This window comes from Agrobacterium leguminum (assembly GCF_005144435.2).
Lineage (GTDB): Bacteria > Pseudomonadota > Alphaproteobacteria > Rhizobiales > Rhizobiaceae > Agrobacterium > Agrobacterium leguminum.
In genome coordinates this window covers 310,310-335,035 of sequence record NZ_CP120216.1, presented here as the reverse complement: position 1 = coordinate 335,035, position 24,726 = coordinate 310,310, and the positions used below count along the sequence as shown (strand labels likewise).

The following is a 24,726-nucleotide window of genomic DNA, read 5'->3' as shown; positions in this document are numbered from 1 at the left end:
GCGGGAAACTGATTTGAAGTCGTGCTGAGTAATCGTATCCGAAAGAAGTACATACATATGAAAATTGTTCACACTATCTCTGATCTACGTGAAACGCTTGCGGGCAAGGGACGACCCGCATTCGTCCCGACAATGGGCAACTTGCATGAAGGGCATATCTCTCTCGTGCATCTGGCAAATGATCTCGGTGATATCTCGGTGGTCAGCATCTTCGTGAACCGACTGCAGTTTCTGCCAAATGAAGATTTCGGCACCTACCCGCGCACTTGGGATGCAGATTGTGAGGCACTGAGGGGCGCCGACTGCGATGTGTTGTTTGCGCCGCGCGAGTCCGACCTGTATCCCGAACCCCAGCTATTCAAGGTTCAGCCAGATCCCGAAATAGCCGATATCCTCGAAGGCCAGTTTAGGCCAGGATTCTTCACCGGCGTCTGCACTGTGGTGATGAAGCTCTTCTCGGCGGTATTCGCAACGACGGGCGGCGGCATCGCGGTCTTCGGGAAGAAAGACTATCAGCAACTTATGATCATACGCCGAATGGTCACGCAATTCGCCCTGCCAGTCGAGATCGTGGCGGGCGAAACTCATCGCGCTTCTGATGGTCTCGCGATGAGCTCCCGAAATGGTTACCTCAGTGCAAGCGAGCGCGAACAGGCTTCGAAGCTTTCGGACGTGCTACAACGTCTTGCGGCTGTCGCGCGCAGTGGCGAAAAGTCCCTGGAAGACTTTGAGGCGGAGGCAATGAGAGAGCTTCAGGCAACCGGTTGGACGCCCGATTACACGACTGTGCGTCGAAGCCACGATCTGCAATCGCCAACGGCTGCGGAGCTGGGATCTGCAGTCCCGCTTGTGGTTCTAGGGGCTGCGCGACTGGGCGCTACAAGGTTGATAGACAATATTGAATTGTAACGACGGCTGATGCCAACCTGTTTTGGGCCTGGGAACATATTACGACACACTAATTGGTATCGGCGACGCCAGAATATTGAAGCCGAGTCGTCACGCAGTGCGAGCCGCTTTGAGCCTCGGCAACGGGTTCAATCTGAACGATCGAGATGCTGCACAAGCCGCATGCGGCCCCGCTCAATATGATCACGCATCGCTATTTTAACGGCATCGCTGTCACGGGATCTAATCAGGTCCAACAGATGATAGTGCTCGTCGATCACAGCGTTCGTGTGCAGTTCAGGGCGAAACAGCAACAGGTCGCGCATCATGATGCGGCCGTCTTCAGCGTGATATTCCAGCGACTGGATCGCATCGATAAACCGCTTGTTCCGGGTGGCGATCGCGATCGCCTCGTGAAAAAGGTAGTCGAAATGATGCGTTATGGCTCCACGGCTATGGGCATCCTCGAATTTGCGCAAAGCATTTTCCATGCGCTCCAGATCGGCATTGTCTCGTCTAAGCGCAGCGAGAGCGGCGGCTTCCGGTTCGAATGCCAAGCGGAATTCCAGATCCTCCACCAATTGACGTCCCGCCGTGGCATCCGCCGACATCGATGGAGGATTTGCATCGATCGTTTCGACCGATCCGGAGACGAAATTACCGGATCCGCGCATTGAGGTCGTTAGGCCCTCCTTGCGAAGCTCCTCAAGGGCTTGACGAACCACGGGGCGTGACACCCCGTATGTTTCCGCAAGTACCGGCTCGGCTGGGAGTTTTGCCCCCTTTTCCAGCGCCCCGGTCAGAATGGCGTGTTTCAGGCTCCCATAGACGCGCTTGTGTAGACCATCCGGTCGTCTTGTCTCGAAAAGCGTGTCGAGTACCTGATGTCTGGAAGCCCGCTCACGTTTAGCCTTCGTTTGCGTTTTTCGGTTTTTGTCGCCAAGCATTGACAGGCCTCCCGCCATTCAAGTGCTACCGGATTACTACCTCAGGTCCGGATTGTCGATCAGAGCATCGGCCAAGGTCTCTGCTGAGGGCGGATACGCTCGTAAAGGCTCGCCATCCTGAGCACCCCCAGGTCATCGTAACGCTGGCCCGTAATCTGCAATCCTATCGGTGCCCCGTCGGCGGCATATCCGCAGTTGATGGAAATACTCGGCTGGCCAGACATGTTTCCCGCGATAGTGAAGGCCACATGGTCGAACGCGCGCGTCGGATCGTTGTTAGGGGAGGCCCATTGCGCTGGAAACGACGACATCGAAGCGACCGGGGAGACCATGTAGTCATAGCTCTTCATGGCCCCAAGAATTGCCTCACGCGATGCGTCAACCTGGGAGAAGCCGGTGAAGACGTCTTCACCCGAATAGGCACCGGCAGGGGCTACCCACTCGCGAATCCACGGCAGCACCTTCTCACGGTCCGCATCGCTGAGCTTGGAGACGGCGAGCCAGGATCGGGTTCGAAGGAACCGGTTCAACCCTTCGAGCATGTCTTCCGTCATGTATGGCTCGATGAGATCGATGGTGAACCCGACTGACCGGAAGGTTTCCGCTGCGGCCTCGATGGCGGCCCGGACCTGGGGTTCTGTCGGCGTGCCAGCGCCGGCATCGAGCAGCATCGCAATCCGGACGTTGCGAGCCTTCATTTCGAGATCGTTCCAGGCGATTTCCTGATAAGGCAAGCTCATCGTATCGCGCCCGTCGGGAAGCGATATGACCGACATCAGCAGGGCCGCGTCAGCCACCGTCCGGGTCATTGGTCCGACGACGCGACCGATATAGGGAGGATCGACGGGAACACGGCCGAAGCTTGGTTTGAAGCCGACCACGCCGCACCACCCTGCCGGCAGGCGAACAGATCCACCAATGTCCGAGCCGAGATGCAGCGGACCATAACCGATCGCAGCGGCGGCGCCTGCGCCTGCGCTCGATCCGCCGGGATTTGTCTCGAGGTTCCAGGGGTTGCGCGCGAGCTTGTGGAACGTCGAAAGACCCGATGACAGCATCCCGTAGTCCGGCATGGTCGTCTTGCCGACAAGGACTGCACCGGCTTCGCGCGTGCGGGCTGCAGAAGGGCCGTCTTCTGCTGCCGGGACGAGAGGGACTGCAGCAGTCCCCAAAGGCGTCGGTGCCCCTCGAGTAGCAATATTGTCCTTGATCGTGATCGGAACGCCGTCGAGCGCGCCAACCGCGACACCCTTCATCCAACGCGCTTCCGATTGGCGCGCCGCCGCGCGCGCCGCGTCGTGATCGAGCGCCCACATCGCATTGAGATGAGGCTCGCAGGTTTCAATCCTTGCGATCACATCCTCCACAACCTCGACAGGAGACAGTCGTTTCGACCTGTACGCGTCGAGAAGCTGGACCGCGGTTAGGTCAGCGGTGCTGGATTTGCGCCCGGATTTTCCAGATTCATTCTTTTTGTCAATATTCATTGGTCACCCCATTAATTGAGCGCCAATTTGAGCGCCATAAGAAAAGAAGTCAAATTTTTTTTCAACTTTTTGATGGACAGGATGAGGAGCTTCATGTTGTATCGACCTGTCACGAAAACGCCCAATCACGAATATGCACCCGTCAGCGCTGGGAATTTCGCGGTCGACAACGCTTGTCGGCCGGAAGCCAGACTGATGACATCCAACCCACGGCACCGAGCAGCGATTTCATCGCCAGCGCCGCGCCCCTTACGAATGCACGTCTATGCGATCTCAGTCTCTCGGCCTCACCTACGCGATCTCCGCGGCAGCAGTTTTCGCGATACAAGATGGCGTATCGAAACATCTCGGCTCGACCTATCCTGTGCCGCTCGTCACTATGTTCCGGTACTGGGCATTCGCACTTTTCGTTATCTGGCTGGCAAGCAGGCAGCAGGGTGGTCTTAGGGCCGCGGCAGCAAGCAAGCGACCTTGGCTGCAGTTGACCAGGGGATGCCTTCTGGCTTTCCAGTTCGGCATCGCAACCTTTTCCTACGTGCATGTCGGACTGGCGCAGACCCATACGATCTTCGCTGCCACGCCGCTTGTCGTCGCATGCCTTTCGGCTGTTGGGCTGGGCGAACATGTCGGGTGGCGGCGTTGGATTGCCATCAGTATCGGCTTTGCCGGCGTTTTGCTGATTATCAATCCGGCCGACATCTCTCTGGACGCCAAGATCATCATCCCGCTGATCTTTACCCTCACCTACGCAATCTACTCGGTGCTGACGCGACTGAGCGCAAGGACCGATACCCCAGCCACGAGTTTCTTTTACATCGGCGTGGTCGGAACCGTCATCATGACCGTCATCGGACCATTTTACTGGACACCGATCGCGCCTAAGGATTGGTTCTCGATGATCCTGCTGCTCGCGACAGGTACTGCGGGTCACTACCTGATCATCAAGGCATACGACCTTCTGAGCGCCGTAGTCGTCCAGCCGATGTCGTATATTCAAACCCTCCTCGTCTGCATGATCGGCGTGTTTGTCTATGGGGAGCTGATGACGTCGCAGATGTTGCTTGGTGGCATCATCATCATCGCAGCCGGATCGTTCACGATCTGGCGTGAGGCAAAGGCCGCTGGCAGGAATCAGCGACTTTGAAACGCCACGTCTGCCTCTGCCGCAACATTTGCTTGGAGCAGCGTGATTGGTGGCGGCTAAGCCGCAACGCCCATGGTCGCTCCGTATGTCATCACCCGCTGTTCCGTTTTCGTGCAAGTGCTGGAGGCACCAAACAAAGCTCCAAAAAGAAGTTAAATTATTTTCCAACTTTTTTATGGACATTTGATCCGGCTTGGGTTTTGATGGCTGCAACAAGAAAAGAATGGGAACAAAACAACCGCGAGGCGCCCGGTTTGGTGGGGCGGCGGAAGCGTCGGTCTCAGACCAGGCATGTCCGGAAATTGGTTCAAGCACAGTGACGGGACTGCTGCCTGCATCTGACGGCAGTCGTCGTTGATTGCTGCGCGTGCTGCGCAAGCGGCAATACCTGGTTCAACCGATCCGTTCTTCTCATGATCGAATTACGGTTTGCTCCGATACAATCGGGCATGCCGAGCGGACGCATGAAGACCGTTGTCTGATCCGAAGGCATGATCGGCATCGAAGATTACCTGCAAATCTAAACCTAACTCCGGAGAGCTTCATGAAAATCAACAAGGTCACTTTCGCTCTGGCTGCTCTCATGCTTGCCGGTACTTCGGTTGCGGCTTATGCCCAACGTTCCGATCTTGTCGTCGGGATCGTGCTTGAACCGCCGCATCTGGATCCAACGGCCGGAGCAGCTGGCGCGATCGACGATGTCGTCTACGCCAACCTGTTCGAGGGACTGACACGCATCGGGCGCAATGGCGAGGTTCTTCCGGCGCTCGCCGAAAGCTGGACTGTGTCAGGCGATGGCAAGGTCTATACGTTCAAGCTCCATACCGGCGTGAAATTCCACGACGGGTCGGCTTTTGACGCCGAGGACGTGAAGTTCTCGCTTGACCGGGCCCGCGCCGACGGTTCGACCAATGCTCAAAAGGGTCTTTTTGCCGCCATCGAAACGGTCGAAATTGTCGATCCGGCGACCGTCAAGGTGTCCCTGAAAAAGCCGGAAGGTGCATTTCTCTACAATATGGGATGGGGTGACGCCGTCATCGTCGCGCCCGAGACGGCTGCCGGTAACAAGGAACAACCGGTCGGGACAGGTCCCTTCAAGTTCGATCACTGGGCAAAGGGCTCGGAGATCACCCTTGTCAGGAACCCTGACTACTGGGGTAAGCCGGTCGCACTCGATAAAGCGGAATTCCGCATCATCCCCGATACAGCCGCAGCAATACCAGCGATGCTGTCGGGCGATGTTCAGGCCTTTTCGAATATGCCGGCGGGTGATGCACTCGGCCAGTTCCAGGCCAATCCGCAGTTCGAAGTGGTCATTGGCACCACGGAGGGCGAGACTTTGCTGGCCATGAACAATGGCAAGGCGCCGTTCAACGATATCCGGGTCCGGCAGGCCATTTCGCATGCGCTCAACCGCGAGGAGATTATCGCGGGCAACGGGATAAGCGGTCTCGGCACGCCGATCGGCTCTCATTTCTCGCCGGCCAACAAGGCCTATGTCGATCTGACAGCCACCTATCCTTACGATCTCGCCAAGGCCAAGGCGCTTCTGAAGGAAGCCGGTCTCGAAAACGGCTTCTCGGCGAAGCTCTATCTGCCCCCGGTGGCCTATGCGCGGGATGGGGGGCAGGTTGTCGCCTCACAGCTCCGTCAGATCGGGGTCAATGCCGAAATCGTTCCGGTCGAGTGGGCCGACTGGCTGAGTGGTGTGTTCAAGGACAAGAATTACGACCTGACGATTGTCTCGCACACCGAGCCCAATGATATCGATATCTATTCGCGGCCGGACTACTACTTCAACTACAAAAATCCCGCCTTCAATGCCGTTATCGAGAAGCTGAGCGCCACCACCGACGAGGCGCAGCGCAACGAGCTCTACGGCGAGGCTCAGCGCATACTCGCCAAAGATGCCGTGGCAGGCTTCCTGTTCGAACTTCCCAAGGTCGGCGTCTGGGACGCCAGGTTGCAGGGGATGTGGCACAACGCTCCAATACAGGCGATCGATCTGACCGATGTCAGGTGGAAAGAATAGTCGCTCCGATTTCGGAACCTTCATTATGTCTTCCACAGGAGCGACCAACTGAATGACCGCCTTTCTGATCAAGCGGCTGATCATCGGAGCGATTACGCTTGTACTCGCCTCCATGGTGGTCTTCGCCGTGATGGAAGTCCTGCCCGGCGATCCGGCGCAACTGATGCTGGGGATGAATGCAACACCAGAGGCGCTGGAGGCCCTGCGCAACCAGATGGGCGCCGACGATCCGCTGTTGTTGCGCTATTTCGGCTGGCTCGGTGGCATGCTGATCGGCGATTTCGGCCGGTCGCTGACCTATTCGTCCTATGTGATCAACCTGATCGCCGAACGTGCAGTCGTCTCGGTTCCGCTGGCGGCGATCGCGCTTGCGCTTTCGACCGTCATCGCCATCCCAGTCGGTATTTTCTCGGCCTCACGGCGCGGTCGGCCGGCTGATACGGTTTCCATGGGCGTTGCACAGCTTGGAGTCGCTGTTCCGAACTTCTGGTTCGCGCTGCTTCTTGTCTATGTGTTCGCCGTTTGGCTGCGCCTTGTCCCTGCAGGTGGATTTCCCGGTTGGGGTGGGGGAGTGTGGCCCGGCCTCAAGGCGCTCGTCCTTCCCGCGATCTCTCTCGCTTTGCCGCAAGCCGCAATCCTGTCACGCGTCACCCGCTCGGCGATGCTCGAAGTGCTCGGCGAAGACTACATTCGAACCGCACGCGCCAAGGGCATGCCGCGCCGTTACGTGCTCTGGCGCCACGCTTTGCGCAACGCGATGATCCCGGTGATCACCATCATGGGCCTGCAGTTCGCTTTCATGCTGGCGGGCACAATCATCATCGAAAACGTCTTTTACCTGCCGGGACTTGGCCGTCTGGTTTTCCAGGCGATCACCCAGCGCGACCTGATCGTGGTCAAGGGTGTCGTGATGCTGCTCGTAGTAAGCGTCGTGCTCGTCAACATCGTCATCGACATCCTCTACGCTGTCGTCGACCCGCGCCTGAGGATCAAGGCATGAATATTCAGGAAAATACAGTCGACCTTCCGGATTGGCGCGTCATTGCGGGCCACGCCTTGGCCAATCGCTCATTCCTCGCCGGCGCAACCATCACGGTGCTGATCGCTGCCATGGCGCTCATCTCCTTCGTCTGGTCTCCCTACGATATCACCAATCTCGTCGTGGCCGATCGGATGAAGGGACTGTCGGCGCAGCATCCATTCGGCACGGATCATTTCGGGCGGGATATCCTGTCCATGATCATGATCGGTGCACGCAATTCCATCGCCGTCGCGGTCGTTGCGGTCGGTATCGGCATTGGCGTCGGGGTTCCGCTCGGCTGCTATGCGGCGGCACGAGGCGGTTGGGTGGACGAGGCGCTGATGCGCTTTAACGACGTCGTCTTTGCCTTTCCTGCGTTGCTGTCGGCCGTGATGATCACCGCCATCCTGGGTCCCGCTGCCATCAACGCCATCATCGCCATCGGTATCTTCAACGTACCGGTCTTTGCCCGCGTCGCCCGCGCTGGGGCCCTGTCGCTGTGGTCACGCGAATATATTCTCGCAGCTCGTACAGCCGGCAAGGGCAGGGCGCTCATCACCATTGAGCATATCCTGCCCAACATCGCCTCGCTGCTGCTGGTCCAGGGCACGATCCAGTTTGCGCTCGGCATCTTGGCCGAAGCCGGGCTTTCCTATCTTGGACTTGGCGCGCAACCGCCGATGCCATCCTGGGGGCGGATGCTGTTCGATGCGCAGACGCGCATGACTGTCGCGCCGCACCTGGCGATTTTTCCCGGTCTCGCCATCGTCATCACAGTCCTCGGCCTCAACCTGCTGGGCGATGGACTGCGCGATGTGCTCGACCCCAAACTGAGGCGACAACGATGAGCCTGCTCGAAATCGAAAATCTTCACGTTGATATCGCCGGCATTCCGATCCTCAAGGGCGTCGATATCGCCCTCGATCAGGGCGAGGTGATGGGTCTTGTCGGAGAATCCGGCTCGGGCAAATCCATGACGGCGATGACCATCATGAAACTGCTGCCGCAAGCCGCGCTTGCAAGAGGTCGGGTGACCTTCGATGGCATCGATATTCTGACTGCCCCGGAGACCGCTATGAACCGGCTTCGCGGTGATGACATCGGCATGGTGTTTCAGGAGCCGATGACGGCACTCAACCCCGTCAAGACCATTGGCGAGCAGGTGGCTGAAGGCATCCGCTGGCATACTCGAGTGAGCCGCTTCGAAGCAGAGAATGCGGCGCGGCTCATCCTCGACCGGGTCGGGCTGCCGGCAGCCAAGTTTCCGTTGTCGCGCTTCCCGCACCAGCTTTCCGGCGGTCAGCGCCAGCGCGTTGTGATCGCGATCGCCTGCGCGCTCAAGCCCAAACTGCTCATCGCCGACGAACCCACGACTGCCCTAGACGTAGTCCTGCAGAAACAGATCCTCGATCTGCTGCGTGATCTCGTCGATGAAAGAAAGATGGGCCTCCTCCTGATTTCGCATGACCTTGCGGTCGTCGCCGATATGGCGGATCGCACGACGGTCATGCGCTACGGAGAGGTCATGGAAGTGGGAGAGACGGCCCGCACCCTGTCGGAGCAGCGTCACCCCTACACGCGCCAGTTGGCACAGGCTTCAATGCATGTGCCCGAGCGGCAGCCATACCGCGACATAAAGGCCAGCGCGCCTCTCCTTGAAGTCACTTCTGTCACGCGTGACTACGCGGAACATCGTGCCTCGCTGTTCTCTCGGTCGAAACACTTCCGCGCCGTTGACGACGTCTCTTTCTCGGTAAGGGAGGGACAATCCCTGGCGCTTGTCGGTCGCTCGGGTTGCGGCAAGTCCACGCTGGCGCGGATGATCCTTGCGCTCGACAAGCCGACCGGCGGGTCGATCCGTCTCGACGGCGCCGAGGTCAGTGCCCTGAGCGAGAGGGAGCTGAAACCGCACCGCCGCAAGATGCAGGTGGTGTTCCAGGATCCTTACGGCTCGTTCAACCCCCGCTATCAGGTCAAGCGGCTGGTCGCCGAGCCATTGCACCTTCTCGAGACGCAACCGACGGCCGCCGAACAACGGGAGATGGTCGCAGCAGCCCTTCACGATGTCGGCCTCAAGCCTGCCGACATGGAGAAATACCCGCATGAGTTCTCGGGTGGCCAGCGCCAGCGTATATCGATCGCGCGGGCCATCATCACGCGCCCCAAGCTGGTCGTCGCAGACGAGCCGGTATCGGCGCTCGACGTGTCGATCCGGGCCCAGATTCTCGACCTGTTCGCCGATCTCAACAGCCGGCTCGGGGTCGCCTACCTGTTCATCACCCACGATCTCACCGTCGCTCGCGCGGTCACCGACGAAGTGATCGTCATGCATGACGGACGTATCGTCGAACGCGGGGTGACCAGAGCCGTCCTCGACGCGCCGGCGTCGGAGGCTGGTCAGGCGCTCGTAGACGCCGCGCCGGATCTCGAGCGCGCGCTCAACCGGAAGCTTCAGTCGCGGGACCGACGGTTCGTGCCAGCCAGTCAGTAGAAAAGAGATGAGACGTTCATGCTGAGTTCAATTCCCAACGACCTGTCCGCGGCGATCGATGAGATTGCAAAAAGCAACGAGGCTGCCTTTGTCGCCGTCCGTCGTGACCTCCATGCTCATCCGGAACTGGCGATGCAGGAGTTTCGGACCGCCGGCATCGTTGCTGACGAACTGGCAAAGCTGGATATTCTGTGCCGCAGTGGGGTCGGAGGCACCGGTGTCGTGGGAGAGATAATCGGCAGCCGGCCGGGACCGACATTGGTGATCCGCGCCGATATGGATGCGCTGCCGATCACGGAGAAGACCGAGCTCGAATACCGCAGCCGCCATGAGGGCCTGATGCATGCCTGCGGTCATGATATCCACACGGCCACGCTCTTAAGCGCAGCATCCATCCTGAAACGGTTTGAACAGCAACTGGCAGGCAATGTCCGCCTTGTATTCCAGCCGGCGGAAGAAACCGGCGAGGGGGCCGTCGCGATGATCAGGGACGGCGTGCTGGAAGGCGCCGATATGGCGATCGGCTTCCACAACGCCCCCCACATTCCGGTAGGTGAATTCGGATGGTGTCCCGGCGTTTCGATGGCATCCACGGATCGCTTCGATATTGTGGTCAGGGGCCACTCGGGGCACGCGGCAAACCCGTCGGAGACGATCGATCCGATCGTCGCAGCCTGTGGCCTCGTCGGACAACTGCAGACGATCGTGTCTCGCGAGGTCCATCCCAGAAGCTGCGCCGTTTTGAGCGTAGGGTCGATCCACGGCGGTTCCGCCTTCAACATCATACCTGATGAGGTCGCCATCAGCGGGACCGTCCGCACGCAGGACAACACAGTCAGGGATCTGGTTGAAAAGGCAATTCTGAGGCTGTGCGACAGCACAGCGTCCGGGATGAGGGTGGAATGCCGCCTAGACTATAAACGGGGGACGCCAGCTCTCGACAATGACGATACGTTGCTTGGAAAATTGGTGGCGGCGAGCGAGGCTCAGGTGGGAGCGGGATCCGGCCGCAAACTCGATCCATCGATGGGCGGGGAAGACTTTGCGTTCATGGGTGAAGTCGTCCCTTCGTGCCACTTCATGATTGGATCAGCGACCGCGGGGCGGAAGGATGCGTTGCATAGCTCGGTCTACCAACCTGACGATGCATGCATCAGCGTCGGCGCACGAATGTTGGCGAGAGCTGCCCTGGACATTCTGAACTGAATTGGCTCAGTAGAACTCGCTTCGCCATCCGCAGATGAGGGCTAAGCGGTCAAGCGCTGCGCCATTGGCTGTTCATTGCAGAATTAAGCCTGACGATCATCACGCATCGATCACCAGATCTGACAATGGCAATGCCTGGCACGCCAGGCACATGCCCTCCTCCAATTCGGGATCGTCGATCAGATGGCGTACACTGCCCTCAAGGATCTTGACCACACAGCTCTCGCATTGGCCGACCCGGCAACCGCTGGGCAGTTTCTCGCCGTTTCGCTCTGCGAAATCAAGAAGGACGCCGGAGTCACTCTCCCACCGGACGGTCCTGCCGGACCGCGAGAAGCGGATATTACACGCAGGCGAACTGTCACCCGCCGGTCTTGTCGGCGAGCGGAACCGCTCTGAGAAGATCTCGAATTTCGGCACGTTGCGTGCGATCAGGCCCGCCGTGAGCTCGTCCATCATCTCGTTGCTCGCGCAAATGTAAAAGCGCGGCCTCTGGCGAAGCAGGCTAGCTGGGATGTCGTCTACAGAGAAGCGCCCGGCACGGTAGTCCTCCGTCGTTTCGCCCGACCGACTCAGGTAGTTGATGATGGTCAGATTCCTGAGACGGCGGGCGTGATATTGAAGTCGCTCATGAAATGCGCGCGACTGGACGTCGCGACAGGCATAGTAAAGGGTCACCTCGGGCTCGCCGGGTTTTCCAGTCAAGCTTTCGATCAGCGACATGAACGGCGTGATCCCGATGCCAGCCGCGATCAAGACCAGTGGAAACTCGTTCGTCACAGGCACGATGAAGTTACCGCCGGGAGGCTTCAGCGTGACGATATCGCCTTCTTTGAGGACCGATGTGACCTGTCCGGAGACGGAACCATCCGGAATCCTTCGAACGGCGATGGAATAGGAGAGCGGATATTCGCAGCCCGGTCCAGTCAATGAATAGCAGCGCTCGTTTTCCCCGACGCGAATTGCAACATGCTGGCCCGGCAGGAACCCTGAAAGGGCCTGGCCATCGACCGGTTCGAACTCGAACGAGACGATATCGTTCGCTTCCACCCTTCGGGAGGAAACCCTGAACTCTCGCGCGGAATGCGAAACCGAGCGGCTGACGAGCTCGACACTGCATGCGAGGGAACGCATGGGCGATGATCCGCTGATCGGATCCCGATCTCGCTCCGGGACAAGGGCGTTATAGTTCGCACCTTTTCCATCGGCATCCAGCGAATAGCCCGGAAGACCGAGATCGGGGGCGGACTCCCACCAGCCATAGTCACCGACCACGACGTCCGGAGCCAGCTCCTCATCAAACGATGCCTTGAGCACGATGGAGCCGGTGCGTGTTGCGACACGAACCATGTCGCCTTCGCGAATGCCGTGCCGGCTTGCGAGATCTGGATGCATCTCGACGAGCGGTTCGGGCCGCTTGCGACGCAAGGCAGACATGCCCCGGTCCTGGCTATGGCGAAAGTAGCCGTTGCTTGCCGCCATCAGGACAAGGGGAAACGAGGGATCGTCGCTTTCCGGCGATGGCACGAACTCAGGCACCGGCGAATATCCGTGGCGCAGCAGCTTTTCGGAATAGAGCTCCGCTCGACCCGTTTCGGTCGGAAAGCCAGACACCCGGTACTTCTGATAGCGTTGCGTTGTCGGGATCCTGATCCCCTGAGGGTTGGCCCGCAGCGTCTCGATATCCAACCCGAGTGGCGCCAGCTGATACTTCCAGGCAGCCTCTATATCTCCATTGAAGAAAAGCTCTCCGAGACCAAGCCGCCTGGCCAACTCGAAGACGATCCAGGTGTCGGACCGGGTATCTCCCTGCAACGGCACCATTTGCTGGCGCAGCTGTACGAGCTCCTGCGCCTCCACCGAGATTTCGAAGCCGATGCGCAATGATTCATACTCCCACGGTGTCGAGACCGGGAGAAGAATGTCCGCGTAGTCCGAGGTCGGATTGTGGAACAGATCGCAGTGGACATAGAAGTCGAGGTTCTTCAGCGCTTCTTTGCCGCGGCCGGGCGCGGGGTGCGAAACGAGAAGATTCGTTCCAAAGGTCACCAGTGCGCCAACCTTGTATGGAGCATGGTCGATAATGGCGTCGTACAGGTCGGTCGACGTGATCCAGCCATTGAGTGCCGGGCCGAGCGGCCGCTCCTTCAGCCCCAATGCCTTTGCGCGCTGTTTCTCCGGCATCATGGACATGGTGTGGAGAGCAGGCGTGGGCAACGGGGTGATCTGAACATTCCCCCCGCGGACATCGAATGAACCGGTAAGCGCATAGAGCGTAGCGATCGCACGTTCAGTCTGGGTGGCGTTGCGATGCTGACCCGTACCGGTCCATGTGTGGTAGCTGATCCCGTTGGCGGTGCCCATGGCGCGCGCCAGATCCGTCAGCGTCTTCGCGTCGACACCGGTCAGTCGCTCCACGGTCTCGGGATCGTAGCGCTCGACAGCCTCTCGATAGATGTCAAATGCGGTGCGACAGACGACGTCGCCGGCGGAGGTCGAAACAACATAGCTGCCGGATAGAGCGGCCGATCCCGGTCGACCTTCTGCCGCAACAGGGGCGCCAGTCTCCTGCTCCCACACCATGTAGCCTTCAGTTGCATCTGATCGGGAAACATCGCAGGTCCGAAGAAACCTGCCGTTATCCGACCTCACGAGGAATGTCGCATTGGTCCAGTCGCGGACAAATTCCGCGTCGAAGGCTTCATTGACGATGAGCTCTCTGGCGAGACCCATTGCAACGGCGGCGTCAGTGCCGGGCCGAACGCGAAGCCAGTGGTCGGCGCGGCCTGCGAAGGCTGTGCGGCGTGGATCGATGACCGCGAGCTTGGCGCCTCTGGTGTGAGACGCGGCAATCGCCTCGGCCTGCGCGAGCCAGACATTCGACGGGTTGTGACCCCACAACAAAATGAGTTCGGAGTTGGCGTAATCCGCAGCAGGGATTCCCGAGCCAAACGTGAAGGCGTGCGCGTAGTCCTTGTGCCAGGTGCAGATCTCCGCTGCGTAGCAGAGGTTCGGGCTGCCGAACCCTCGTATAAAGCGGAGGATCCAGTCCGTACTGTCGGACAAGGGAGATGACGACCCGGACGTCACAGCGAATGCAACGGATTCCGGGCCGCCTTTGTCGACCTGGTCTTTCAATCGGCTGGCGATTTCATCGAGAGCGTCGTCCCAGGAAATTTCCATCCATCTCGGGTTCGGGTCACCCTTTGGGGAGGTCCGCCTGAGTGGCGCCGTAAGGCGTCTCGAGTTGTGAACAACTTCCGGTGCAGAACGTCCCTTCGGGCACATCGCCTTACCCGTCGGGTGCGCCGGGTTCGGCAGGACCTGCTTGAGCCAGCCGTTCTCGACCAGATTGATGGTTCCACACCGTGATTTACACAGGGTACAAAACCCGACTTTCTCCTCGATCATGATGGACCAATCTCCTAGTGCCCCTTCGACGCCTATCGCGTGGCGACGGACAGACCAACTTTCTCAAGAGCAAAGATCAGAATGACCACGAGCGCCATTTGGACCGTTGATGCTGCAGCAACGACCACCTGCTCTGCGCCAAACTGGATTTGACTAAACATATGGATCGGCAGTGTGGCCAATCCGGGACCTACGAGGAACAATGTCGCATTGATCTCCCCGAAGGATACGACGAAGGCGAAGATCGCGCCCGCCGCAACGCCGCCCTGGATGCTCGGCAGCGTGACGAGCATGAACGCCCGTAGCCGGCTCGCACCATGGACGCAGGCAGCGTCCTCGATGGCGACATCGAACAGGTTGAGGCTCGACATCACCGAGCGGATGACAAACGGAATGCCGAGCAGGGTATGCGCCAGGATCAGCCTGAGCACGATGGACATCCCGACGAACTGTGACGCCAGCAGCAGCGCGACGCCCAGGATCAGTCCGGGAAAGACGAGGGGAGAAAGCAGGAAGGCTTCGATCGTACTCTTGAACGGCAGGCGAAGGCGCGTGAGCGCCACTGCTGCCAGCGTGCCGAGGACGATTGAAAGCACGCAGGCTGCAACGGCAACGACGATGCTCCAGATCAGCCCGGAAGTCATCTGCGAGTCGGCGAAGAACGCTTCGTACCACCGGAGCGAAATTGCCTGTGGCGGGAAAGTCAGATCATTGCCCGGGTTGAACGACACAAGCGCGATGACGACGACAGGCGCGAGCACCAGCAGAAAAACAATGACGACGAAGAAATCAAGGAATGTTCGAACGATAACGGAGCTTTTCATCAGCGCACCATGTTCGGAGTGGCGAGCAGGCGGCTGAACGCGGAAGTGGTGACGAGAGTGATCAAGACCAGAACGGCAGATACAGCGGCCCCCAACGGCCAGTTAAAACCATTGATGGAGTCAAACACCACATTTCCGAACATCTTCACCCCAGGCCCGCCAAGCAGCAGCGAGACGAGATAGGTTCCCATCGTCAGGGAGAAGATGATCAAGCCGCCGGAGACGATGCCGGGCCTGCTGAGAGGAAATGTGACATGGACGAAGACTTTGAATGGCGACGCGGAATGGATCGCGGCTGCCTCCTTATACATCGGGTCGATCGTCGCCAGCGCGTTCATGATGTTGATGACCGCATAGGGAATGAGAATGGACACAAGCCCGACGATGACGGTCCATTCGGTTTGCAGGAAACTGACCGGCCGGCTGAGAAGCCCGAGCTCGATGAGAGACTGGTTCAGCAAACCTCTGCGCCCGAGTATGACCATCCATCCGTAGACGCGGATGATCGTGCTCAGCAGCAGGGGAAACATCAGCAGGATCAGGAATATCTTGCGCGCGCGCATCGACAGCCCCGCCAGCCGGTAGGCAACCGGGTAGGCAAGGACGAGACAAATCAGGGTTGTGACGATGCTCAGCCGCAGGGTCGTCCACCCGATCTTCCAATAGAAGGGGTCGGTCAAAACCACGGCGTAGTTCGACCAGGTGAAAATCAGATCGAACAGCCCGGTGTCCGACCGCGTGGCAAAGCCGAGTGCAACCACGCTCGCAAAAGGGATGGCGAGCAGGAAGATATAGTAGATCAGCGGAGGGCCGATCAGGAGCAGTCTGACGCGGTTTTGGCCGGCTCGGCCCGCCGGGGTCGCCACCACCGGCTGGCTCGCCAGTTCAACTTGAGACATAGATCGCCTCCCTGGGATCCCAGACGACGAAAATCGGATCTCCTTCTCGGAAAAAGTCGGCCCCTTTTTGCGTTTGAGCGTCGATGCGGGCGTTGATGAGCAAGCGATCATCCACTGCGACGAGAACGCGGATATCGCTGCCCATGTAGCTGACCGCGGTGACCACGCCCTTCAGTTGTGCCCCGCTATGGGAGGCTTCTGACGACAGGATTCGAAGTCTTTCGGGACGCAGGGCCAGTTTCGCAGCCTGACCATCCCTGGCCTCGGGCGGCGCAAAAAGCGGAATGCTGTGGCCGTTGACCGAACCGGTACATTCCGTGCCCGACTTGTGAACGGTTATGTCGATGACATTCGCGCTTCCAAGAAAGTTCGCCACGAAGGCCGTACGCGGCTGATCGTATAGCTCGCGAGCCGTTCCCTGCTGGACGATTTTCCCTCCATTCATCACCGCGATGCGGTCCGACATGGAGAGGGCCTCTTCCTGGTCGTGCGTCACATACAGGGCAGTGATGCCCAACTTTTGCTGGAGCGCGCGCAACTCCACCTGCATGTCGGTGCGGAGCTTCCTGTCGAGGGCGCTGAGCGGCTCATCCAGCAGAAGCAGCGACGGTCTCATGGCGATCGATCTTGCGATTGCCACGCGCTGCTGCTGACCACCGCTGAGCTCCCGCGGATAGGAACTGCCGCGTGCTTCGAGCTGAACCAGTTGCAACGCCTCTGCGACCCGGTTCCGGATATCGTCGGGCGAAGCCTTTCGCATTTGAAGGCCGAAGGCAACATTCTCCGCCACCGTCCGGTGAGGAAACAGGGCGTAGTGCTGGAACACCATCCCGATGTTGCGTTTGTGCGGCGGAAGATCGTTTACGACACGATCGCCAATCTTGATCGCCCCCTCGTCGGGATGAACAAACCCTGCAACCATCCTCAGGAGAGTGGTCTTGCCACTACCGCTCGGTCCCAGGAGAGAGAAGAACTCTCCCTCCCGGATCCGAAGGGTGGCATCCTGTACCGCCGGCAGACCACCGTAGTACTTGCTGACTTGTGAAAAATCGACTTGAGCCATGTTTTACCATCAAGCTCCGACGACTCGGTTCCACTTGTTGGTCAGATCCGACCAATTGCTGTTGAGCCAGGCGTTGTCGACATCGGCGATGCGACCATTCTCCTCGTCGGTCATTGCAATCATTTTCACGACCGAAGGATCGACGTGTTCGACCCACCGCTTGTTGGTCGGCGTCCAGCCGAAGTTCTGCGCGTAGCCGGCCATGACCTCCGCATCGATCGAGATGTTGATGTACTTCTCGACGCTCTCCATGTAGCGGGTGTTCTTGACCGGCGCATAAGCCCAATGGGCCTGGAACCCGCCTTCCTTGGGCATCACGAACTTGGTCTCGACGTTGCCCTTCTTCAGGAGCGTGTAATATTCGCCGCGGCCGATCCAGCCGATAGCCGCTTCGCCCTGCTCCAGGTTGCGCATCAGCGTGAAGGAATCGAGCGCCCACATCGGCTTCAGGGCCGCAAGTTCCTTGAGTTTCACAAGGGCGCCGTCGACATCCTTCATATTGCCGCTGGCCACCAGGCCGCAGATCATAATGACGTGCAGGCCGAAGGAATGGCTGATGTTGGGAAGCGAGATCTTGCCGGCGTATTCCGGGTTCCACATGTCGGCCCAGGATGTCGGCGGCGACTTGACCATGCTCGGATTGTAGGCGAGTCCGAGCCCGTTATAGAAATTTGCGACGTAGTTCGGCTTGATGAACCGGGAGTCGACGTTCGCGATGTTCGGAATATTCGCCGAGCTGGCATTGAGGCCGGCAAGCACGCCCTCCGCCTCGGCGCGGGCGAAGTACCCGTCCGAAAAGAAGCACATGTCGTAGGTCCGGGCTGGAATCCCGAGCTTGATCTTGGCAAGTCTTGCGGCGTTGTCGGCGCCAGCATCACGAGTGACCGAGCCTCCGGTATCCTTGGTAAAACGGCCGTCGATGAACCGCTTGTTCCAGTCTCCGAGTTCGCCGCCAAAGTCACTGACGACGAGAGTATCGGCGGCGAATGCCGATTGAACAGGAAATATTCCGGAAGCAGCGCCAGCGGCCAGCGCAATCTTTAAAACGTCACGGCGCGTCGATTTTTGATCTTCGAACATTGTCGTTCCCCTATTTTTCTGATGACAGGAACGATCTTCTCTCTGGGAATTGTGTTGGTCAATCCGCTGCGAGGGGTGCGTCGGCCGCGTTTTTCCGATCAAACCATCCGTCTTTTCGATGAATTCAGGAAGCCGGGCCAAAGGCCGCAAAACGTTCCCAAGACAGGATTCTCAGGGAAAGATGCGTCTCCCGTTCCAACTGTCAGCCAACGGGCTCATGGTGCCGGGAGGTCAATCATCGATTTACGTGCTTCGTCATCGGAAGGAAAGAGAGTTTCTCGGTATCGAAACCGAAACCGCCACTCGCCGCGTGTTTCGCATTGGAGACGCATTACTCCCCGACAAAGCTGCCGGCTGTCTGCTCCGAGTGCTGGTGGGTTCTCTCGAGCCTCGAGAACGGTGCAAGCTGAAACAGCAACCACAACTGGAAGGCTTATGCAGCCGCAGCATTGCGTTGCCCGCCCGCCATCACAGTGCAGGCAGGCCGATTGCTTTGACAGCTAAACCGGACAAGCGGTCACGGCGCACTAAAAGGTATGGCGAAGAGTGACTAAGGTAAGGTTCCAGACGACCGAGAGAAGTAGAAGGAAGAGTAGGGCGACCGGCGCACCGAACGGCACTGCCGAAAAACCAAGAACAACTGTCGCGACACTGAAACCAGCCATGCCGGGAAGGGCATGGGCAAGCATCTGCGCTGCAGCCCGGCTGCTTAGCCGCCTTTGCAGGATCACCACGAGGCTGGTCATCACGATTGGCGCCAGTGCGAGGACGCCAGACACTTTGGATCCGAACAAATGGCCTGCCAAAAGCACCAGACCAACCAAGGCCATTACACCGCAGCTTCGAACCGGCACATCCCACCAGCGCTTGCTGGCCAAGTTGATTTCGGAACCGCGCCGAAAGTCGCGTGTCAAGATGAATGCAGCCGCGAACGCAGTGATATTGACCGCTACGAGAATAACGGGATTGGTCGGAACCAGACTGATTGACCACGCGATCACTCCCCAAGCTAGAAGTGCTGGCACAAGATTGAGCAACAGTTTCGGTTGCTTAGCCAAGCGACAGTATACGGTAATAAATATAGCTGTTGCGGCAGTTCCCGCCAAGCTACTCATCGCGGCGCTCGCGAGAAAGGCCGATCCATGATCCAGCGCAAGAAAGGCAAAGGCTGGTCCGGCCGATAGTGGCAGGGTTGTAATCATTGCGCCAACGAACGGACCGCTACGCTCGACAGCAGCGGCGGCAATGACAACAACGAAAGCCGATATCGCCATCTTTATCAAGAATGCAAGAATTACAAACTGGTCCATGGTTTTCTCGAAAGTGGATATTTTATTCCAGGTTGGAGACAGGCCGTGCGGCTCTTGGCTGCGTCTCAGCAACAACAAAATGATTGAGATCGACTGCCGGATTGGCGAGGGTCGGTATTTGTTGAATGGACGCGAAAATGCGATTGGGGCGAAGGATCCGGCGCTCCCCACGACATCACCAGCGCCGACCCGGTTCAATCCCGCCTCGGCAATCGCAGTGGAAATCAGAACGCACGTTCGCTGAGGCTGCTGTGCCGGCCACGGGGCGGAGCCAGCCTTCGATATATGCGGAATGCGGGACGCCGTCTCTGACGGGGTGAGAACCCACCGCAACGAAAGCATCGACCACCCTAGCTTGCCGATAGAGCAGACGATCCAACAGGACCTGTAGCATTTTCCCTCCCGAGCCATTGCTTGGAGCCGCTTGTCATTTTGATAGCGCCAGACCCTGTGCGCGGCACGCCGTCCGGCGCCTCAAGGTGCGGGCGATAACTATTAATCAAGATCACATCAGGGCGACTATCACGAAGCTGCTTATAACTAAGTAATAATGTCGAACAGACGGCGGATACTGCCAAAGTGTATTTGGACAATATTGCGCTTATCCTGAAACCGAAATGCTTCGATCAGGATTATACTGAATTTATATTTACTTTTCGCATCTGCACTGTTGACATTGCGCTGCACAATTCGCAAATTGCCGGCGCTGGCTCAATTTTGGGGCACGCTGATTTCTTAGGCAGGATACGGCTTCTCTGGACGCATGGAAGGACCACATTGGTGAAAAACGAAGGTGCCAGTTCTGCGGTAACAGAGCTGCCTCTGGCTGCCCTTTCGATCGATCGGGCCCTCGACGAACCGATGCAGCGGCAAATCTATCGCGCTTTGCGCGACCTCATTTTGCGTCGCGTGTTGCCACCCGGCCTGCGCCTTCCCTCGAGCCGCAGCCTTGCCAAGGATATCCTTGTTTCTCGCAACACCGTCGTTGCGGCCTATGAACAACTGGCCACCGAGGGTTACGTGCAAATGCGGCCGGGTGCCCGCACATGCGTTGTCGACCTTCCCGCAGGACCATCGTCGCCGCGGTCTGTCGAAAACCCGATCAGGGGGGATGGGAACCTCGTTCGGGGCGGCCTGACAATGCGCCGCCATTCTCTTTACCCTGCACATGCGGGGCATGTCGGTTTACGTCCGAGCACCCCCGACATACGCGGTTTCCCTTTCAAGACCTGGAATCGTCTCATGGGCAGGCGCTTCCAGGCAAAAAGCGAGGAACTGTTCGGTTACAACCACGTCGCGGGTTATCCACCGTTGCAATCAGCCATTGCCAAATATCTCCAGGCCTATAGGGGCGTGCGATGCAAGGCGAGCCAGGTGGTGATCACCAACGGCGCCCAGTCCGCCCTCGATCTCATTGCGAGACTGTTGCTGAAGGAGGGCGATCTCGTCTGGATGGACGAACCGGGATACCGCGGGGCTCAGGGAGCCTTCATCGCTGCCGGCGCCCGTCTTGCGCCACTGCCGGTCAACTCCGAGGGCTGGAGACTTCAGGCTCTGCCAAGGGATCCAGTCCGGTTGATCTACACAACACCGTCATGCCAGCAGCCTCTCGGTAGTACGATGTTGATGGACCAGCGCCTCCGTCTGCTGGAGATTGCCCAGGCGCAGGGCGCCTGGATTATCGAAGATGATTTTGACAGCGAATACCGGATGTCGGGAACATCCGTTCCAGCGATGCAGGGCGTGGATGTCTCTGAGCGGACTATCTATATCGGAACGTTTGCCAAGACACTGTTCCCGGCGCTTCGCATCGGGTTCATGGTCTTGCCGGATGCCATCGGAGCCGACTTCTCGCACGCGCTGTTTGTCAGCGGCCATTTCGCAGGGCTGCCGCTACAGGCCACGCTCGCCGACTTCATCGAGCAAGGCCATTTTGCTCGCCACCTGCGGCGGATGCGCCGTCTCTACGGCATGCGGCGCGCGTATTTTCTCAAGCTCGTCGATGAGCATCTTGGCGATTGGCTCGAGCCCTTTGAAAGCGATGTCGGCATTCAGCTGACCTTCCGGCTCAAGGGGGACCTCGATGATCAAGCGATCGCGAACCGGGCGAATGCGCGTCTTCTCAATGTGATGCCACTGTCGAACCACTATCTGCACGGTCGCGCAGAGAATGGTTTCGTTCTCGGCTATGCCGCATTGGACGAGCGCACGATGGAAAGCCTCATAACCAACTTCGCCGAGATTATCCATGCAGAATCCACGTCTTCCGGACGACGCGGGAGCGGTTAATGCGCTGGCGGCCAAGCAACCTCCTAATTTACGCGTAAATCAAAGAAAGAGACAAAACATGGTCAACCCAAACTCGATCGAAGCCCGCGATATTGCATACGTGTTGCATGGCAACACCAATGGTCCGAAGCACCGTGATGTGGGGCCGCTCGTTGTTGAGGAAGGCGATGGCATCTACGTCATCGATAACAACGGCAAGCGCTACATCGAAGCGATGGCGGGACTTTGGTCCGTCGGCGTGGGCTTCAGCGAGAAGCGCCTTGTCGACGCCGCGGTCAGGCAGATGAACAAGCTGCCGTACTACCATTCCTTCTATCATCGCTCCTACGGCCCTTTGGTCGACCTTTCGGAAAAGCTCATTTCGATGGCGCCCGTCCCGATGAGCAAGGTGTTCTTCACGAATTCGGGCTCTGAGGCAAACGACACGGTCTTGAAGTTCCTCTGGTTTCGCGCCAACGCCATGGGGCAGCCGCAGAAGAAGAAGATCATTACCCGCAATCGCGCTTATCACGGCATCACGATAGCAGCTTCATCGCTGACCGGCCTGCCACACAATCATCGCTCGTTCGACCTCATCGTCCCGGATGTCATTCGCCTCACATGCCCTCACCATTACCGGGAAGCACTTCCCGGGGAGGCCGAGGAGGCATTTGCGACGCGCCTCGCAGAGGAGCTGGAGCAGCGCATCCTCGAGGAAGGGCCGGAAACAGTCTGCGCCATGATAGCCGAGCCCGTAATGGGCGCCGGGGGCGTGATTGTCCCGCCAGCCACCTACTGGACCAAGATCCAGGCTGTGCTGAAGAAGTACGATATCCTGCTGGTCGCTGACGAGGTCATCAACGGTTTCGGTCGCACCGGCGAGATGTTCGCCAGCACGACCTATGACATCGCTCCCGATGTGCTTGTCCTCTCCAAACAACTATCCTCGTCCTATCTGCCCATATCCGCAATTCTTTTCAACGAGAAGGTCGTTGAACCGATCATTGAGGAAAGCGGACGCCTCGGAATTCTGGGCCATGGATTTACGGGCGGTGGTCACCCGGTGGCAGCTGCTGTCGCGCTTGAAAACATCAACATTATCGAAGAGCGGGATCTCGCCGCCAACTCAACTGCGATGGGAGAGCGTCTCAGGGCTGGACTCAAAGCTCTGGAAGATCATCCCCTCGTTGGCGAAGTGAGGGGCGTAGGCCTCCTGGCAGCAGTTGAGCTGGTCGTCGACAAGGCCGCAAAGACCGCTTTCGAACCCGCCGGCCGCCTCGCCGCCATGGTGTCGGACGCAATGCTGGCCAATGGCGTTATGTCGCGTCCCTCCGGGGAAGCAGTCCTCTTTTGCCCGCCAATGATCATCACGGCCGACCAGGTCGACGACCTTGTTGGCCGCTTCAAGACGTCGCTGGACAACGTACTGGAATCCATCGTGCCTGCCGCAGCTTAGCCGCCTCGGTCAAAAACTCGCAATAACCAACAAAGAAGGGGAATAAGATGAAAAGAAGTGTCTCGATCGCCGCTTGCTGCGGCGCCATGACAATAGCGCTGGCAACACAAGCATCGGCCCGTGACCTGACCGTCACCTCATGGGGTGGGCCCTATCAGGAGGCGCAGCGGAAAATCTACTTCGACCCGTTTGCCGCGAAGGCTGGCATCAAGGTGCTGGACGACTCCTGGAACGGTGGCTACGGCCTCATCCAGGCCAAGGTGAAGGCCGGAAATCCGAACTGGGATGTAGTCCAGGTCGAGGCCGACGAGCTCGAACTCGGCTGTGCGGATGGTCTCTATGAACCGATCGACTGGAAAAAGATCGGCAATAAGGACGACTGGAACGAGACAGCGATCCACGAGTGCGGCGTAGGGGTGATCGTCTGGGATACCCCGCTGGCCTATGATGGCGACAAGATCAAGGACGGCCCGAAAGGCTGGGCCGACTTCTGGGATGTCAACAAGTACCCTGGCAAGCGAGGGATGCGAAAGGGAGCGAAGATGACGCTCGAATTCGCGCTCATGGCTGACGGCGTCGCAAATGTGGATGTGTATAAGGTCCTGGCAACGCCGGAAGGCGTGGATCGCGCCTTCAAGAAACTGGATGAGTTGAAGCCCAGCATCATCTGGTGGGAATCTGCCTCGCAGATGGTCCAGCTGCTTTCTTCCGGGGAAGTCGCGATGACGATGGCCTATGACGGTCGTATCAACAATCTCAACAAGAACGAAAAACGAAATTTGAAGATCGTCTGGCCCGGTAGTGTCTACGCCACCGACTTCTGGGTGATTCTCAAAGGCGCCGAGAACAAGGAGAAGGCGATGGACTTTATCGCCTTCGCCAGCCAGCCGGAGAACATGGTGAAGCTCCCGGAAATCATGGCCTACGGCCTGCCGAACAAGATCGCTGCAGCAAAGATCCCCCCCGAAATTGCCGCTACGTTGCCGGCTGCCGAGAACCTTAAGGACGCGATACCGATCGATACCGCCTTCTGGCTCGACAACAACGAAGAGCTGAACAAGCGCTTCAACGCATGGCTTGCGCAATAGCTCTCTCCGGCGTGGCAGACATCTGGTTGTTCTGCCGCGCCGGTCCAATCCGCCGATGTCGGATTGTCGGCATCTTCATTTGATCCCCGCTGCCCCGCGGCGCCAGTTGGC

General features: G+C 58.7%; 18 protein-coding genes. 10 read left to right on the top strand and 8 right to left on the bottom strand.

Annotated elements, in window-relative coordinates; translation table 11 throughout:
• The first annotated feature begins 57 nt into the window (after positions 1–57).
• The gene (gene panC / locus CFBP4996_RS28230; RefSeq protein ID WP_080855416.1) at positions 58–909 is read left to right on the top strand and encodes a pantoate--beta-alanine ligase; all 852 of its coding nucleotides are present in this window, start codon (positions 58–60) and stop codon (positions 907–909) included.
• A gap of 128 nt (positions 910–1,037) precedes the next feature.
• Here panC and CFBP4996_RS28225 read toward each other — a convergent pair whose 3' ends face one another.
• Together CFBP4996_RS28225 and CFBP4996_RS28220 are read right to left on the bottom strand one after the other, a co-directional pair.
• Positions 1,038–1,835, bottom strand: coding sequence for a FadR/GntR family transcriptional regulator (locus CFBP4996_RS28225; protein ID WP_162936157.1), 798 nt, complete (start codon positions 1,833–1,835; stop codon positions 1,038–1,040).
• Positions 1,836–1,894: 59 nt separating this feature from the next.
• Positions 1,895–3,322 (bottom strand): amidase, encoded by a 1,428-nt coding sequence (locus CFBP4996_RS28220; RefSeq protein ID WP_080855229.1) that lies wholly within the window; start codon positions 3,320–3,322, stop codon positions 1,895–1,897.
• 265 nt (positions 3,323–3,587) lie between these two features.
• On the opposite strand from CFBP4996_RS28220, the gene CFBP4996_RS28215 reads away from it, so the two are divergent.
• From CFBP4996_RS28215 to CFBP4996_RS28190, 6 genes are all read left to right on the top strand, one after another.
• Positions 3,588–4,466 (top strand): DMT family transporter, encoded by an 879-nt coding sequence (locus CFBP4996_RS28215; RefSeq protein WP_080855228.1) that lies wholly within the window; start codon positions 3,588–3,590, stop codon positions 4,464–4,466.
• Between the two features lie 544 nt (positions 4,467–5,010).
• Positions 5,011–6,498, top strand: a complete 1,488-nt coding sequence (locus CFBP4996_RS28210) for an ABC transporter substrate-binding protein (protein WP_080855227.1) — start codon at positions 5,011–5,013, stop codon at positions 6,496–6,498.
• Between the two features lie 52 nt (positions 6,499–6,550).
• Positions 6,551–7,498, top strand: coding sequence for an ABC transporter permease (locus CFBP4996_RS28205; protein WP_080855226.1), 948 nt, complete (start codon positions 6,551–6,553; stop codon positions 7,496–7,498).
• Positions 7,495–8,367: an ABC transporter permease gene (locus CFBP4996_RS28200; protein WP_080855225.1), complete on the top strand. Its 873-nt coding sequence runs from the start codon at positions 7,495–7,497 to the stop codon at positions 8,365–8,367. Before CFBP4996_RS28205 ends, CFBP4996_RS28200 begins: the two co-directional genes overlap by 4 nt.
• Positions 8,364–10,010: an ABC transporter ATP-binding protein gene (locus CFBP4996_RS28195; RefSeq protein ID WP_080855224.1), complete on the top strand. Its 1,647-nt coding sequence runs from the start codon at positions 8,364–8,366 to the stop codon at positions 10,008–10,010. Before CFBP4996_RS28200 ends, CFBP4996_RS28195 begins: the two co-directional genes overlap by 4 nt.
• Before the next feature lie 18 nt (positions 10,011–10,028).
• A complete protein-coding gene (locus tag CFBP4996_RS28190; protein ID WP_170988540.1) occupies positions 10,029–11,216 on the top strand; it encodes a M20 metallopeptidase family protein in 1,188 nt (395 codons plus the stop codon).
• 99 nt (positions 11,217–11,315) lie between these two features.
• Here CFBP4996_RS28190 and CFBP4996_RS28185 read toward each other — a convergent pair whose 3' ends face one another.
• The 6 genes from CFBP4996_RS28185 to CFBP4996_RS28160 form a co-directional block, all read right to left on the bottom strand.
• Entirely contained in the window at positions 11,316–14,627 is a 3,312-nt protein-coding gene (locus CFBP4996_RS28185; protein WP_080855223.1) for a molybdopterin-dependent oxidoreductase, read from the bottom strand.
• 32 nt (positions 14,628–14,659) lie between these two features.
• A complete protein-coding gene (locus CFBP4996_RS28180) occupies positions 14,660–15,451 on the bottom strand; it encodes an ABC transporter permease (protein ID WP_080855222.1) in 792 nt (263 codons plus the stop codon).
• Positions 15,451–16,350 carry an ABC transporter permease gene (locus CFBP4996_RS28175; RefSeq protein WP_162936156.1) on the bottom strand — a complete coding sequence of 300 codons (900 nt, stop codon included), beginning with the start codon at positions 16,348–16,350 and terminating at the stop codon, positions 15,451–15,453. The genes CFBP4996_RS28180 and CFBP4996_RS28175 overlap by 1 nt, the downstream gene beginning before the upstream one ends.
• Complete coding sequence (locus CFBP4996_RS28170) at positions 16,337–17,413, bottom strand: ABC transporter ATP-binding protein (RefSeq protein ID WP_080855220.1); 1,077 nt, start codon at positions 17,411–17,413, stop codon at positions 16,337–16,339. Before CFBP4996_RS28170 ends, CFBP4996_RS28175 begins: the two co-directional genes overlap by 14 nt.
• A 9-nt stretch (positions 17,414–17,422) precedes the next feature.
• Complete coding sequence (locus CFBP4996_RS28165; protein ID WP_162936155.1) at positions 17,423–18,493, bottom strand: ABC transporter substrate-binding protein; 1,071 nt, start codon at positions 18,491–18,493, stop codon at positions 17,423–17,425.
• A gap of 527 nt (positions 18,494–19,020) precedes the next feature.
• Positions 19,021–20,001, bottom strand: a complete 981-nt coding sequence (locus CFBP4996_RS28160) for a hypothetical protein (protein WP_170988541.1) — start codon at positions 19,999–20,001, stop codon at positions 19,021–19,023.
• A gap of 381 nt (positions 20,002–20,382) precedes the next feature.
• On the opposite strand from CFBP4996_RS28160, the gene mocR reads away from it, so the two are divergent.
• The 3 genes from mocR (at position 20,383) to CFBP4996_RS28145 (ending at position 24,615) form a co-directional block, all read left to right on the top strand.
• A complete protein-coding gene (gene mocR, locus CFBP4996_RS28155; RefSeq protein ID WP_233283495.1) occupies positions 20,383–22,092 on the top strand; it encodes a rhizopine catabolism transcriptional regulator MocR in 1,710 nt (569 codons plus the stop codon).
• A 58-nt stretch (positions 22,093–22,150) separates the two neighbouring features.
• Positions 22,151–23,527 (top strand): aspartate aminotransferase family protein, encoded by a 1,377-nt coding sequence (locus CFBP4996_RS28150; protein WP_080855216.1) that lies wholly within the window; start codon positions 22,151–22,153, stop codon positions 23,525–23,527.
• Positions 23,528–23,613: 86 nt separating this feature from the next.
• Positions 23,614–24,615: an ABC transporter substrate-binding protein gene (locus CFBP4996_RS28145; RefSeq protein WP_233283502.1), complete on the top strand. Its 1,002-nt coding sequence runs from the start codon at positions 23,614–23,616 to the stop codon at positions 24,613–24,615.
• Positions 24,616–24,726 lie beyond the last annotated feature (111 nt).

What these genes read in the sequence shown, in the direction of transcription:
- panC (WP_080855416.1), top strand. Translation starts at nt 58, where the DNA reads ATGAAAATTGTTCACACTATCTCTGATCTACGTGAAACGCTTGCGGGC.
- CFBP4996_RS28225 (WP_162936157.1), bottom strand. Translation starts at nt 1,835, where the DNA reads ATGCTTGGCGACAAAAACCGAAAAACGCAAACGAAGGCTAAACGTGAG.
- CFBP4996_RS28220 (WP_080855229.1), bottom strand. Translation starts at nt 3,322, where the DNA reads ATGAATATTGACAAAAAGAATGAATCTGGAAAATCCGGGCGCAAATCC.
- CFBP4996_RS28215 (WP_080855228.1), top strand. Translation starts at nt 3,588, where the DNA reads ATGCGATCTCAGTCTCTCGGCCTCACCTACGCGATCTCCGCGGCAGCA.
- CFBP4996_RS28210 (WP_080855227.1), top strand. Translation starts at nt 5,011, where the DNA reads ATGAAAATCAACAAGGTCACTTTCGCTCTGGCTGCTCTCATGCTTGCC.
- CFBP4996_RS28205 (WP_080855226.1), top strand. Translation starts at nt 6,551, where the DNA reads ATGACCGCCTTTCTGATCAAGCGGCTGATCATCGGAGCGATTACGCTT.
- CFBP4996_RS28200 (WP_080855225.1), top strand. Translation starts at nt 7,495, where the DNA reads ATGAATATTCAGGAAAATACAGTCGACCTTCCGGATTGGCGCGTCATT.
- CFBP4996_RS28195 (WP_080855224.1), top strand. Translation starts at nt 8,364, where the DNA reads ATGAGCCTGCTCGAAATCGAAAATCTTCACGTTGATATCGCCGGCATT.
- CFBP4996_RS28190 (WP_170988540.1), top strand. Translation starts at nt 10,029, where the DNA reads ATGCTGAGTTCAATTCCCAACGACCTGTCCGCGGCGATCGATGAGATT.
- CFBP4996_RS28185 (WP_080855223.1), bottom strand. Translation starts at nt 14,627, where the DNA reads ATGATCGAGGAGAAAGTCGGGTTTTGTACCCTGTGTAAATCACGGTGT.
- CFBP4996_RS28180 (WP_080855222.1), bottom strand. Translation starts at nt 15,451, where the DNA reads ATGAAAAGCTCCGTTATCGTTCGAACATTCCTTGATTTCTTCGTCGTC.
- CFBP4996_RS28175 (WP_162936156.1), bottom strand. Translation starts at nt 16,350, where the DNA reads ATGTCTCAAGTTGAACTGGCGAGCCAGCCGGTGGTGGCGACCCCGGCG.
- CFBP4996_RS28170 (WP_080855220.1), bottom strand. Translation starts at nt 17,413, where the DNA reads ATGGCTCAAGTCGATTTTTCACAAGTCAGCAAGTACTACGGTGGTCTG.
- CFBP4996_RS28165 (WP_162936155.1), bottom strand. Translation starts at nt 18,493, where the DNA reads ATGTTCGAAGATCAAAAATCGACGCGCCGTGACGTTTTAAAGATTGCG.
- CFBP4996_RS28150 (WP_080855216.1), top strand. Translation starts at nt 22,151, where the DNA reads ATGGTCAACCCAAACTCGATCGAAGCCCGCGATATTGCATACGTGTTG.
- CFBP4996_RS28145 (WP_233283502.1), top strand. Translation starts at nt 23,614, where the DNA reads ATGACAATAGCGCTGGCAACACAAGCATCGGCCCGTGACCTGACCGTC.